11 protein-coding genes are annotated in these 12,739 nt (G+C 41.0%); 8 read left to right on the forward strand and 3 right to left on the reverse strand.

What is annotated here, in order from left to right; genetic code table 11:
* Window positions 1-165 precede the first annotated feature (165 nt).
* Window positions 166-1,269: an OmpW family protein gene (locus FTU05_RS02930; RefSeq protein WP_180007892.1), complete on the forward strand. Its 1,104-nt coding sequence runs from the start codon at window positions 166-168 to the stop codon at window positions 1,267-1,269.
* Window positions 1,270-1,336: 67 nt separating this feature from the next.
* Here the strand turns inward: FTU05_RS02930 and FTU05_RS02935 are convergent, their stop codons facing one another.
* Entirely contained in the window at window positions 1,337-2,857 is a 1,521-nt protein-coding gene (locus tag FTU05_RS02935; RefSeq protein ID WP_180022001.1) for an acetyl-CoA C-acetyltransferase, read from the reverse strand.
* Window positions 2,858-3,098: 241 nt separating this feature from the next.
* On the opposite strand from FTU05_RS02935, the gene FTU05_RS02940 reads away from it, so the two are divergent.
* The 6 genes from FTU05_RS02940 to dnaX all read left to right on the forward strand — a co-directional run bounded on the left by FTU05_RS02940 (window position 3,099) and on the right by dnaX (window position 10,454).
* Complete coding sequence (locus FTU05_RS02940) at window positions 3,099-4,490, forward strand: 3-oxoacyl-ACP reductase (RefSeq protein ID WP_180055166.1); 1,392 nt, start codon at window positions 3,099-3,101, stop codon at window positions 4,488-4,490.
* A gap of 133 nt (window positions 4,491-4,623) precedes the next feature.
* The gene (locus FTU05_RS02945; RefSeq protein WP_078188603.1) at window positions 4,624-5,478 is read left to right on the forward strand and encodes a MaoC/PaaZ C-terminal domain-containing protein; all 855 of its coding nucleotides are present in this window, start codon (window positions 4,624-4,626) and stop codon (window positions 5,476-5,478) included.
* Between the two features lie 75 nt (window positions 5,479-5,553).
* On the forward strand, window positions 5,554-6,840 hold the full coding sequence (locus FTU05_RS02950) for a serine hydrolase (protein WP_180164221.1): 1,287 nt from the start codon (window positions 5,554-5,556) through the stop codon (window positions 6,838-6,840).
* An 84-nt stretch (window positions 6,841-6,924) separates the two neighbouring features.
* Window positions 6,925-7,371, forward strand: a complete 447-nt coding sequence (locus tag FTU05_RS02955; protein ID WP_180105562.1) for a copper resistance protein NlpE N-terminal domain-containing protein — start codon at window positions 6,925-6,927, stop codon at window positions 7,369-7,371.
* A 100-nt stretch (window positions 7,372-7,471) separates the two neighbouring features.
* Complete coding sequence (locus FTU05_RS02960; RefSeq protein WP_180164223.1) at window positions 7,472-8,098, forward strand: hypothetical protein; 627 nt, start codon at window positions 7,472-7,474, stop codon at window positions 8,096-8,098.
* A gap of 136 nt (window positions 8,099-8,234) precedes the next feature.
* Complete coding sequence (gene dnaX, locus FTU05_RS02965; protein ID WP_180105560.1) at window positions 8,235-10,454, forward strand: DNA polymerase III subunit gamma/tau; 2,220 nt, start codon at window positions 8,235-8,237, stop codon at window positions 10,452-10,454.
* On the opposite strand, the gene FTU05_RS02970 is transcribed toward dnaX, so the two are convergent.
* Together FTU05_RS02970 and FTU05_RS02975 are read right to left on the reverse strand one after the other, a co-directional pair.
* Window positions 10,447-10,908, reverse strand: coding sequence for a thioesterase family protein (locus tag FTU05_RS02970; protein WP_180105559.1), 462 nt, complete (start codon window positions 10,906-10,908; stop codon window positions 10,447-10,449). The two genes, dnaX and FTU05_RS02970, sit on opposite strands and share 8 nt — an antisense overlap.
* Window positions 10,909-10,944: 36 nt before the next feature.
* Window positions 10,945-12,105: an iron-containing alcohol dehydrogenase gene (locus tag FTU05_RS02975; RefSeq protein ID WP_180105558.1), complete on the reverse strand. Its 1,161-nt coding sequence runs from the start codon at window positions 12,103-12,105 to the stop codon at window positions 10,945-10,947.
* A gap of 118 nt (window positions 12,106-12,223) precedes the next feature.
* Here FTU05_RS02975 and FTU05_RS02980 point away from each other — a divergent pair, with 118 nt between their 5' ends.
* On the forward strand, window positions 12,224-12,739 hold the full coding sequence (locus tag FTU05_RS02980; RefSeq protein WP_111884272.1) for a low molecular weight protein-tyrosine-phosphatase: 516 nt from the start codon (window positions 12,224-12,226) through the stop codon (window positions 12,737-12,739).

A 12,739-nucleotide genomic window follows, 5' to 3' on the forward strand; every position in this document is an offset into this window, starting at 1 on the left:
GTTCAAATGGCTATTCTACGTTTGATTGGTTTTGGAAAAAAAGAAGAATTTAAGAAAGTGCTAGCAATTTTAAGAAAGAAAAAGCCTGATAGGACAAGGATCCTATGAAATTTGTCGTGTACAGAGAAATTAATTAAAAAAATATGCAAAACAAGGGGTTGGCATATGAAATTGATAAAAATTGTCACACCTGTTGTTTTACTTGGGCTTACACAATTTACATTTGCAGATGGTAACTTTAAGCGCTTTTCTGTATCTGCAGGTTGGTTACACGTGATGCCGCAAGGAAAGGCGAATCCTTTTAACATTAATACTTCTGTGGCAAATGGGACACAGGCCAAAGTTGGAAGCATTAGTGAAGAGGGTTTTTTACAAGCAATTGACCCAAATGCAACGATTCAAGACGGTGATAACACAGTAAATTTAAAGGAGACTTTAGGAACATTATTAGAAGATAGTTTTATTAATGGACTCATGACAGATGGCAAAGGCAATATCAAACCAGATATTGCAGGGACATCGACATTATATGGATTGGAAAATTGGTCAGCAGGAGGCACTGGTCTAGAAGCAGAGGATGTTGATACTTTAGGTTTGATGGTCAATTATTATATCAATGACAACGTATCCTTACAGATGATTGGCGGTATTCCTCCCAAAGTGGATATTCAAGGGAAAGGGATGATTACGGCACCTTTATCTGGCAATGCAATGCCGGGAGGTCTTGCTGGTTTGCTGTTTCCGGACGGTTTACCTTTGGATTATGATGTACCAATTACCAATCTGGATGCTTATGGTAAAGCAGCAACAGCGCGTGCTTGGACGCCAGCATTTCAAGCTCAGTATCAATTTGGAAAATCGGGCGTGAATAAATTCAGACCTTATGTAGGTGCAGGGATTATGTATGCGTATTTTAATGATATTGAACTCAATAAAGGTATTGAATCTGACTTAATTGCTGCAGGGCATATGATTCAAAATATTAAGGATAATCTTGCAGGTGCTGCATTAGACGGTAAAGAATCATCAGGTAAAATGGTGGTCGATGTCGATGCGGATGATGCGATTGCTCCAATTGTCACACTCGGTTTTACCTATGACTTCACCCCAAATTGGTTTACAGCAGCTTCAGTGTCTTATGCAAAGTTAAATAATAAGACCAAGATCGATGTGATTAACCAAACGACCGGTGAACAGTTAATTCATGCAACGACAAAGATCGATATTGATCCCATCATTACTTATTTAGGTGTCGGTTATCGTTTCTAAAAATTATGAAATCTCTGAAATAAAAAACCGCTCATAAGAGCGGTTTTTTGCTTTAAAGCATAAAGGATTATTTTTCAATAATCGCTGTTACGCCTTGACCACCCGCAGCACAAATTGATACGAGTACACGGCCTGAACCTTTTTGGTTCAATAGTTTTGCAGCAGTTGCAATAATACGACCACCAGTTGCAGCAAATGGGTGGCCTGCAGCAAGAGATGAACCTTTCACGTTCAATTTAGAACGATCAATTGAACCCAATGGTGCATCTAAGCCTAAACGTTCTTTACAGAATTTAGGATCTTCCCAAGCTTTCAGTGTAGACAATACTTGAGATGCAAACGCTTCATGAATTTCATAGTAATCGAAATCTTGTAGCGTAATACCTGCACGTTCTAGCATACGAGGTACTGCATACGCTGGCGCCATCAATAAGCCTTCTTTTTTCTCTACAAAGTCAACCGCCGCTGTTTCTTGGAAAGTTAAATAAGCAAGAACTTCGTGACCGTTTGCTTTTGCCCATTCTTCTGATGCAAGAAGGACACATGACGCACCATCAGTCAGTGGAGTCGAGTTACCCGCGGTCATGGTACGTGCATCGCCTTTTCCAAACGCTGGTTTTAACTTCGCAAGTTTTTCTACTGATGAGTCTGCACGTAAGTTGTTGTCACGCTCTAAACCAAGGAATGGCGTAATAAGGTCATCGAAGAAACCTTCTTCATAAGCAGCTGCCATTTTTTGATGCGAAGATGCAGCAAGTTCATCTTGCGCTTCACGAGAGATACCCCATTCAAGCGTTGTAATTGCTTGATGGTCACCCATAGAAAGACCTGTACGTGGTTCACCGTTCTTCGGTGCATCCATCAAATCTTTAACATTAATTTTAGTTAATGCTTTTAGGCGGTCTTTACCTGTTTTAGCAATATTCAATTCAAGTAAAGCTTTACGTAAGCCATCACCAAAAGCGATCGGTGCATCAGAGGTTGTATCTACACCACCAGCAACACCCACTTCGATTTGACCCAATGCGATTTTGTTAGCAACCAAGAAAGCTGCTTGTAAACCAGTACCACATGCTTGTTGAATATCGTAAGCAGGTGTTTCAGGAGCAAGTTCGGTATTGAGTACACACTCACGGGTCATGTTAAAGTCACGACTATGTTTTAACACGGCACCAGCAACAACTTCACCAAGGCGTTGACCTTGAAGGTTGAAACGTTCAACAAGACCATTTAATGCAGCTGTGAACATATCGCTGTTTGATGCAGTGAAGTAAGCGCCGTTAGAACGAGCGAAAGGAATACGATTACCACCGATAATAGCAACGCGGCGAACTGTGTTTTGACTCATGGTATTATCCTGTTGAACAGACGTTTGAGTTGTTGATTTTAAAGCTGTTTTAGGGTTTGAAGCGGGTGTCTTAGTGCGCGTAGATGCACGACGAGGACGGCTCGTTTTAGCGGCATCACTTGTAGACTTGGTTGCTGTGCCCGTACTTTTAGCGCTACGTGGCGTACTCTTTGATGTATTTGACACAGTTTCCGTAGTCGGACTTTCGACTGCTGGATTTTCTTGAGTTGTTTTGCTCATAAGGCTTTTCCAAGCATGTTGATGATCTTCTTGACGGCTACATTAGCATATTCACCAAAGGGGTAAATTGACTAAAATGACATTCGCTAAAGCATTCAGGTCAAGCCATCTGCGGTTTAACTCAAGTATGATTCCATGGAAACTGATGGAACTATTGAAATATAAGTATCTGACATCATCTTGAAGTTAAAGGGATATCTTCAGATCCATCAAAAATTAATCTGTATGAGAGATAATAAACATGACTGATCAATACCAAACATTTGCAAAATCTCCTATTGGTAAATTTGTCATCAAAAATTTAGGTTTACCATCACCGACTTTTTTAGAGCGTTTTGAGTCTGCAACACCTGTAGTTAAAGGTGCGGTTTTATTCGGTGCAGCGCCTGCTTCAACATTGTCTGGTGCAATTGCACAAGTCTTGGCAAATATTCATGCCAATAGCTATGCAGGTAATAATGCTGAATTACAACAAGCTGCGGCAAAATCAGGTCTGAACTTAAGCGCATTTAACGAAGGCGATAAAGAGTCTAAGTTTAAAGTTGTGGTATTTGATGCTTCAGGTATTCAAAACTCAGAACAACTGCATGCCTTATATGCATTTTTTAACCCAATCGCACGTCAAATTCAGGCGTCTGGTCGCGTTGTCGTTGTTGGTACAACACCAGAAACTGCGAAAACTGTAAAACAAGCCATTGCACAACGTGCACTCGAAGGTTTTGTAAAATCAGTGGGTAAAGAGTTTAAGAAAGGGATTGCTGCACAGTTAGTCTATGTGGACGAAGGTGCTGAAGCAAACTTAGAATCTGCATTACGTTTTGTAATTTCTCCACGGTCAGCTTATGTATCGGGTCAGGTGATTCGTGTATCTAAAGCAGATGTTGTGGATGTTGATTGGAATAAGCCGCTTGCAGGCAAAACAGCTGTTGTAACAGGTGCAAGCCGTGGTATTGGTGAAGCAATCGCACATGTATTGTCACGTGATGGCGCGCATGTGATTTGTTTAGACGTTCCACAGCAGCAAGCAGATCTTGACCGTGTTGCAGGTGAAATTGGCGGTTCTACGCTCGCGATTGATATTACTGCAAACGATGCCGGTGAAAAAATCAAAGCGGCTGCAGCTGCTCAAGGTGGTTTGGATATCATCGTGCACAATGCAGGGATTACCCGTGACAAAACTTTGGCCAATATGAAACCTGAGCTTTGGGACTTGGTGATTAACATTAACTTGTCTGCGATTGAGCGTGTAAATGATTACCTTCTTGAAAATGATGGCTTCAATGCAAATGGTCGTATTGTGTGCGTATCTTCTATTTCAGGTATCGCAGGTAACTTAGGTCAAACCAATTATGCTGCTTCTAAAGCAGGTGTTGTTGGTGTGGTTAAATTTACTGCTCCATTATTGAAAAATGGCGTAACCATTAATGCTGTTGCTCCAGGCTTCATTGAAACGCAAATGACTGCTGCGATTCCATTTGCAATCCGTGAAGCAGGTCGTCGTATGAACTCGATGAGTCAAGGTGGTTTACCTGTAGACGTTGCTGAAACGATTGCGATGTTTGCTTCAACGGCATCGACAGGCTTGAACGGTAACGTGGTACGTGTGTGTGGTCAAAGCTTGTTAGGGGCTTAATTAATCCCTCCCGACCTCCCTTTGAAAAAGAGAGGAGAAGTCCCCCTTTATCAAAGGGGGATGAGGGGGATTTAAAATATCCTTCTTTAAAAGGAAGGGAACTTTATAAAGATAAAACTTCCAAAGGTTTAGTATGAATACTCGCCATTTTAGTCAACTTCCAAAACCTTATTTAGCCTATCCAAAAGTGATTCAAGGCTTGATTTTTAAAAAGCCTAAAGCTGAAAAAGTGCTGCCGCAAGTTGAATATGTGGTGGATTCATTTAAGGTTGATCAAAAGCATTTAAAAGCCTATAACGAAGTGTGTGGCTTTAAAAACAATGGTTATATCCCAGCGATTTATTTGGCTGTGCTTTCTCAAAGTTTGCAAATGCATATGATGACTACGGAAGCTTTTCCATTTGCGATCTTAGGTTTGGTACATATTCGTAACCAAGTGAAGCAATATCGCAAAGTTGGTGTGAATGAAACACTGTCATTGTCATGCAAATTTGGTGAATTACAGCCACATGATAAAGGCGTGCAATTTGACTTTATTACCACTGCAAAAGTGGGCGATGAAGTGGTTGTAGAATCATTAACCACGTATTTAGCACGTCAAAAAACAGAGAACAAAGCTGCGGCAAAATCTACCGAAACAAAGTCAGCTGAGTTGCAAGTTCAAGCTGAATGGAATGTTTCTGAAAATACCGGTCGCCGTTATGCGTTGACTTCTGGTGACTTTAACTTGATTCATATTCATGCTGTAACCGCTAAAGCGTTTGGTTTTAAACAAGCCATTGCACATGGTATGTGGAGTAAAGCCAAAGCCTTGTCGAGCTTAACTTTGCCAGATGCCTATGAAGCGGATGTCTGGTTTAAATTACCGATGTATTTGCCTTCTCAAGTTGAGTTCCTTACTGCACAAACGGGTAAAGATACAGAGTTTGCTATTCGAAATAGTAAGAACAAAAAGCCGCATGTAGCGGGAAGTGTAAAGGCACTTTAAGACTTAAGCCTAAATCGATATCGGTTTAGGCTTTTTTGTTTTAATCTCAAGCGATTCATATTCAAAGGAATGATGATGCAGGCGCTCAAAGAATATCTATTTGCACAGAAGAATAATTTTCAAGGTACGGTTGACGAGGCGTTTCAAGATTTGGCGGCGCAATTTAGCCGTATGCAGGATGCTCGAACCCACTTAGGCGGAGCCGCCTTAGTGGTGTATTTTAAAGGTCAAAAAGTTGTGGATATTTGGACCGGTAAAAAGTCAGCCGAAGAAGCTTGGCAGTCCAATACGCCCTCGGTCTGTTATTCCACGGGTAAAGGTGTACTTGCAACGCTTGCACATATCTTAGTGAGCGAAGGCTTTCTAGATTACGATACTCCCGTTGCCGTATATTGGCCGGAGTTTGCTCAAAATGGTAAGTCGGATATCACATTAAGGCACATGCTGAGTCATCAGAGTGGTTTATACGATATTCGTAATATCATTCAAACAGCATCTGAAATGGCTGATTGGTCACATATGCTTAAAGTCATCGAACAAGCTAAGCCACGTTTTGAGCCATCAACTGATGCAGCATATCAACCGTTAACCTTCGGTTGGCAAGTCGGTGGTGTACTTGAAAAGGCCACAGGTCGACCGCTTACAGAATTGATGCAACAGTATTTGGTTGAACCTTTAGCATTGGATCATGCTTTTTTTGGTGTACCAGATCATCAACTTGGTAAGGTTGCACGCTTGATTCCGAAAAAGAAACAAGTAGAACGCACTATAGATGCTTCTGTTCAAGAAAATACCCAAGCGCAGACAACGAAAAAAAAGACCGAGACACGAAAACCGTCAATCTTTGATCAGCTCCTGCAAATTTCAGGACAAAATTTGCAAGACTTTCAAGATGGTATGATTCCTAAAGGAATGCGCAAGTTTTCATTTTTTAGTGATGAGGGTTTGCAAGCCATTATTCCTGCGGCAACAGGCGTATTTAGTGCTAATAGTTTAGCGAAAATCTATGCAATGCTAGCCAATCATGGCCAGTGGCGAGGACAGACCTTAATCACACCACAAGTTTTTGAATCTTTAAGTAAAATTCAATATAAAAAACGTGATCGTATTATGCCTTTACCGATGAATTGGCGTTTGGGATATCATCGAATTTTGACTTTAGGCAAATCGAGTCAAGGTTTTGGACATATTGGTTTTAATGGTTCTGGGGCTTGGTGTGATCCGCAGCGTGATTTAAGTTTTGCTTATACACATAACTTTGCGACGGGTTCAATCACCGGCGATTATCGCTTATGGGGCTTAACTCAAGAAACCTTACGCTGTGCAGATAAAGTATTAAAAGGTCGTAAAGGCTGGATTTAAGATACTTCGGAATAGAACAGAAATTGGGGAAATGTGAAAAATATGCTATTTTCCCTCGCAGTTTTAGACTGCTGTGATATCCCTATGAAAAAAGTTGTTTTGATTCCCTTAGTAGCAACGTCGGCAATGTTGGGTTGTCAGGATTCAACTCAAACGAAAGCAAAAGAGATAGAAGCGATTACTGCCGAAAAACAGCAAGCTGCATGGGTGGGTGATTTTAAAGGTACCACGCCGTGTATGGGCTGTCTTTCTCGTTGTGAAGATTGTCCCGGTATGGCTGTGGCTCTTGAGTTACATGAAGATCAAACCTATACACTTACTCGTGAAAGTCTAAGCGGTCATAACGACGTTGAAGTGCTAAAAGGTGTAATTCGTTTTAAAGATGAATCAAAGCAGCAGCTAGAACTTATGAATGTGCAAACGCGTAATCTTTTGTATGTAGATTTGGATCAGCAATTGCTTGAAATTCGTGAAGACCAGACGGCGAAACGCTATCAAATGCAGAGTGATTTTTTGCTAGGGAAAATCTAAAGTAAAAATCTTAAAGTTACATTGGTAAATTTAAAGTGTTGCAATTATGATCATTATAAGCTATTGATTGCTAAATTAATGATTTAGTAATGAGTGGTTTGTGGGCTTTAATAATCGTAATTTAGGATCACAATTTTCTGGGTTTTTAATTGCTTCAGTGATTGTTGGTAGTTTATATATTTTTTTCACTGATAAAAATGTTAACCGCTCTGCGGTATTGGCGAATTTAAATCTTTCTGTCGGGAATAATGATCAGCCGAATGCCTTAGAAAGAATAGAGCATGATTACGAAAGGCATGAGTCTGAATTGAAAAAAAATGCTCAGCCTTTTGTTGCTAAAGTAATGCTACGTTATTCTGATGATGGCTCAGTTCTAGGCCCGGTTCAGTTGAGGGCATCAAATAATAAAGATGCGGTGTTCATTGTTAGAAATAAATTGAACAATGGAATTATGGCCATTGTGCAAGTACCAAGAAGAAGCAGCGAAAAATTAATGTTGCCAATTGGGAATTATTCAATTGAATATGCACAGGGTGATAGTTTTTGGCAGGGACTTGGTGAGTTTTGGGGAGCCGGTACAAAGTTTAATAAAAGTGAATTGGACCATTATGTAACAGAGGAATTTACTCAAACTGGTTCTAAGATAAGAGGAATTGGAATACAGATAGATACAGACGAGGGAACTGTCTCAGAACGAATTTCAAAAAAACAATTTGTAAGCGAATAAACTTGTAAATACAAATAAATTTATTTCAAAAGTTCTTAAATTCGAAGATATTGATCGAATTAGTTCCACTGACTAAGAACTTCATTCACTCTTAGACAAAAAAACAGTATGCTTACACCTGTAAAAAGGAGCATACATGTATCAAGTACTTGCACGAAAATACCGTCCACGAAATTTCATTGAACTCGTGGGGCAAAACCATGTGTCACGCGCACTTACCAGTGCCTTAGAACGTGGTCGGTTACATCATGCGTATTTATTTACAGGTACTCGTGGCGTGGGTAAAACCACCATTGCCCGTATTTTGGCAAAATGTCTGAACTGTGAAACAGGTGTAACCTCAACGCCGTGTGAAGTCTGCCCAACGTGTAAAGCAGTAAATGAAGGTCGTTTTATTGATTTAATTGAAATCGATGCGGCATCACGGACCAAAGTTGAAGATACGCGAGAACTACTCGATAACGTTCCTTATGCACCAACGCAAGGTCGCTTCAAAGTTTATCTAATCGATGAAGTGCATATGCTCTCTACGCATTCATTTAATGCGTTATTAAAGACGTTGGAAGAGCCGCCAGAGCATGTGAAGTTCTTATTTGCAACCACAGATCCACAAAAATTACCGATTACTGTCATTTCACGTTGCTTGCAATTTACTTTGCGTCCTTTAGCCGTGGATGAAATCACCATGCATCTGACCGATATTTTACAAAAAGAACAAATTCAAGCGGAGCAAGATGCGATTTGGCAAATTGCTGAATCGGCTCAAGGTTCACTGCGTGATGCATTGTCACTGACTGACCAAGCCATTGCCTATGGTCAGGGTTCAATTCAGCACCAAGATGTTAAAGACATGTTGGGCCTAATTGACCGTACCATTATTTATGATTTGATTTTAGCCATTCATCAAAATCAGCGTGAACGCGTGAGTGCTTTACTCATGCAATTCCGTCAACAAGCGCTGGATGTTTCTCTGGTATTAGATCAGTTGATTTCAACGTTACATGAACTGGCATTATTACAATACTTGCCAGACTTAGCGTTGAAATATAGCGCTGAGATCAATCAAAAAATTATGCAATTGTCGCAGTTGATTTCAGCTCAAGATTTGCAGCTGTATTATCAAGTCGCATGCAAAGGTCGGGCAGACTTGCAGTTGGCAGTCACGCAAGAGCAAGGTTTTGAGATGTGTGTGCTGCGTCTATTAGCATTCCGACCATTACAGCCAAACGAAATGTTGGTCTCTGCCGTACAGCAAGAGTCAGCCGCACAGCCACAGCTTGCTCAAAATCAGGCCGAAACAGTTCAGCCGACTCAAACACAGTCTTTGCAGCAACCCAATACCGTTGTTGAGTCTGCTGCACAGGTTGCCACTGTTGAGCAGCCTGAAGCTGTACCCGCTGTAGACACATCGCCAGCTTTCGATGATTTTGATGATTCACATTATGATGACGATGATGGCTATGTTTCTGCACCTGCAGCCGACGAACCTTCATCTGATGATTTTTTAGATGATCCTGAAGAGGATGTGATTAGCCAAACTTCTACAGCATCTACAGCAAATGGCACTCTAGATACGCAAGAGGTTGCACCGGTTGAGTCTGTATCGACACAGCAAAATGACACGCTTGTTATGGATGCCGTGGCAGAAGATACATTATTTGATTTAGATCCGACGCCGAGTACTGAAACTGAAGAAGTTGATGTGAGCGCTATAAATTTTGAAGATATTGCACCTTTAGAACCAACAGCTTTAGAGCCAACAAGTACACAGCCTGAAACAGCTCAGCCACATTTGATAAATGCCGTTGAACCACAACATGTGGTGAATGAATCAGTTTCGGGTGCTCAAGGCGACAATGGTTTTGATCTAGCATCACCACAAGTTACGCAAAGTTCCGTTTCTTCGGATGCTGTTCAAACGGGTTCATCCTCTACCTTGATGCCACAAGATATTTTGACTTTACAGCCTCAAACCCTTGAAGGTGAGTGGACGGTCGAAAAGTGGGAGTATTGGTTCCGAAATAGTCAACTTTCACCTGCGGTACAAGAGTTGGCGCAGCATGGCATTATGCGAGGTACGATTGACGGTGAATCGACTTTCCATATTCCAAAGCGATACGAAGCTTTAGTGACTCAATTACAGCATGTATTGGAACAAGCCATTCATGCGCAATGGTCAAAATGTCGTTTACATATCAGCTTTGAAGATGTCGAAGAAACCACACCGTATGCTTTACAACATGTCCGCAAAGAAAAAGCGTTTGCACGTGCAAATGAGTTATTACATGCAGAGCCTGTTGTGAAAGATTTGCTCAAAAGCTTTGATGGTGAGTTGCAAAATATCCAGCTCAAATAAGTTCTAAGCTGGATTCTAAAAATTGAAGTAAAAACTGGGTTAAAGCATCTCGCATATCATCGGGTATCGAGGTGCTTTTTCGTGTTTGGCGGTCGACAAACACATGTACGAAATGTCCTTGGGCTGCAGCCTCATTTTGTCCTTGTTTAAAAATAGCCAAGTCATAGCGCAGTGAAGAATTACCAATTTTTTCAATCGCAACCCCAACTTCAATGATTTCTGGATAGGACAGTTCTTGTAAAAAACTGCAGGCTGAATCGACCACTAAACCGATGATCGGGGTATTTTGCAAATCAAAACCGGCATGTTGAATCAAGAGTGCATTTGCAGCGGTATCAAAATAGCTGTAATAGGTGACATTATTGACATGGCCATACATATCGTTGTCTGCCCAACGCGTTTGGATTGGAAATAAAAATCGATAGTTTTGGCGGCGTTTAGTTTCAGGTTTCATCGTTGGTATTTTCTTTATTTCAAAAATGAGTGAACTTTAGGCATATATTGATTGGTAAATCTGGCGAGCATCTTCAAACTGCAGTTCTCGCGGATTATTTTGTAATAGTCGTGTTTGTAATAATGCGTCTTCTGCTAAACGATCGAGCATATTTTCAGGCACATTCAGTTGGCTGAGTTTTAGCACCAAACCGCTCTGATCTAAATGATTTTGCATATGATCAATAAATAAATCACATAAACCATCGGTACAGCCCGTACTGTATGGGTCTAGCCAACTCATAAGTTCTGCATAATGCTGCTTGGCCTGAGGTGCATTAAACTTTAACACTTCAGCGAGAACCAGTGCATTGGTATGACCATGCGAGAGATGAAAGTGTCCACCGAGTGGATAGGCGAGTGCATGCACCGCTGCAACTGGTGCATTAGCAAAGGCCTGACCTGCAAGCATTGAACCGACTAGCATGTGCTGACGCGCTTCGAGGTTATGTCCATCTTGTAAAACCACTGCTAAGTTTTTATTTAATAAACGCAAAGCTTGTTTGGCGAGCATATCCGCATACGGATTTTTTTTAATTTTTGACGTATAGGCTTCAATGGCATGCACCATGGCATCGATACCTGTCGCTGCGGTAATATGTGCGGGAAGATTTAAAGTAAAGTTCGCATCGAGGATACAGACATCGGCATACAGTACAGGGGAGACGATACCAGTTTTGGTGGTTTCACCTGTGGTGACGATAGAGATTGGTGTGACTTCAGAGCCCGTCCCAGCCGTTGTCGGGATCAAAATGAGCGGCAAGCGTGGTCGTTTTGCATTAGCAACACCATATAAATCACGGATCTGTTGTGTTTGCTTAGGATGAGCCAAGATCGCAATAATTTTAGCTACATCCATTGAACTTCCACCACCAAATCCAATAATCAAATCCACTTTTTCATTCTTGGCAAATTGAACTGCATCCAAAACTATATGTTCTGCAGGGTCAGCTTGAATACTGGAATAAATCACATAGTCTTGATGGATACTTTCTAAAATATCCAAAATGGGTAAATGCAATTGTTGCTGCAACATACCGGGGTCAGTCACAAGCATGACACGCTTGGCTTGAAAGTCGCCTAGGACCTCTCTCAGTTGGGAAATAGAGCCTAAGCCTGAAATAATATTGCTGACGGTTTGAAACTGAAATTGACTCATTGGCTTATCCCTAATTTTTTATATCCAAATAAACATTATTCTTGAGTGTTGATATAGGATTCATCCTGTAAATAACTTAACATAAGACGCTTGAAATAAAAGTAGTCTTGAGGTTGTTATGTCATCCAGCACGCCATATAAGGTGTTGTGTGTTTGTTTAGGAAATATTTGCCGTTCACCTACGGCTGAAGTGGTTCTCAGACATTTTTGTGATGAAGCGCAACTCAATATTCACGTCGATTCTGCGGGTACGAGCAATTATCATCCGGGCAAAGCGCCTGATCTACGTAGCCAACAGCATGCAAAATTACGTGGCTATAACTTATCTGCATTACGTGCACGTCAGTTAACGGTTCATGATTTTATTGAATTTGATTTGATTTTGGCCATGGACTACGAAAATTTAGACAATATTCAAAACCTCATGCAAAAGGCGCAGCAACAATTCGGTCAACTACGTGCACAAGTGTCTTTGATGAGTCAACATGATCACCAATATCCGCAACAAGAAGTACCAGATCCGTACTATGGTGGTGATGCAGGGTTTGAACATGTATTAGATCAATGCGAATCTAGCAGTCAGGCTTGGGTCAATTATTTAAAAACTCAGTTACAAGCACAGCAAAAAAATTAA

Source organism: Acinetobacter sp. YH12049, from assembly GCF_013419875.1.
Lineage (GTDB): Bacteria > Pseudomonadota > Gammaproteobacteria > Pseudomonadales > Moraxellaceae > Acinetobacter > Acinetobacter amyesii.

Bases quoted from the DNA above. Each gene is read 5' to 3' on its own strand.
- FTU05_RS02930 (WP_180007892.1), top strand. From the start codon at position 166: ATGAAATTGATAAAAATTGTCACACCTGTTGTTTTACTTGGGCTTACA.
- FTU05_RS02935 (WP_180022001.1), bottom strand. From the start codon at position 2,857: ATGAGCAAAACAACTCAAGAAAATCCAGCAGTCGAAAGTCCGACTACG.
- FTU05_RS02940 (WP_180055166.1), top strand. From the start codon at position 3,099: ATGACTGATCAATACCAAACATTTGCAAAATCTCCTATTGGTAAATTT.
- FTU05_RS02945 (WP_078188603.1), top strand. From the start codon at position 4,624: ATGAATACTCGCCATTTTAGTCAACTTCCAAAACCTTATTTAGCCTAT.
- FTU05_RS02950 (WP_180164221.1), top strand. From the start codon at position 5,554: ATGCAGGCGCTCAAAGAATATCTATTTGCACAGAAGAATAATTTTCAA.
- FTU05_RS02955 (WP_180105562.1), top strand. From the start codon at position 6,925: ATGAAAAAAGTTGTTTTGATTCCCTTAGTAGCAACGTCGGCAATGTTG.
- dnaX (WP_180105560.1), top strand. From the start codon at position 8,235: ATGTATCAAGTACTTGCACGAAAATACCGTCCACGAAATTTCATTGAA.
- FTU05_RS02970 (WP_180105559.1), bottom strand. From the start codon at position 10,908: ATGAAACCTGAAACTAAACGCCGCCAAAACTATCGATTTTTATTTCCA.
- FTU05_RS02975 (WP_180105558.1), bottom strand. From the start codon at position 12,105: ATGAGTCAATTTCAGTTTCAAACCGTCAGCAATATTATTTCAGGCTTA.
- FTU05_RS02980 (WP_111884272.1), top strand. From the start codon at position 12,224: ATGTCATCCAGCACGCCATATAAGGTGTTGTGTGTTTGTTTAGGAAAT.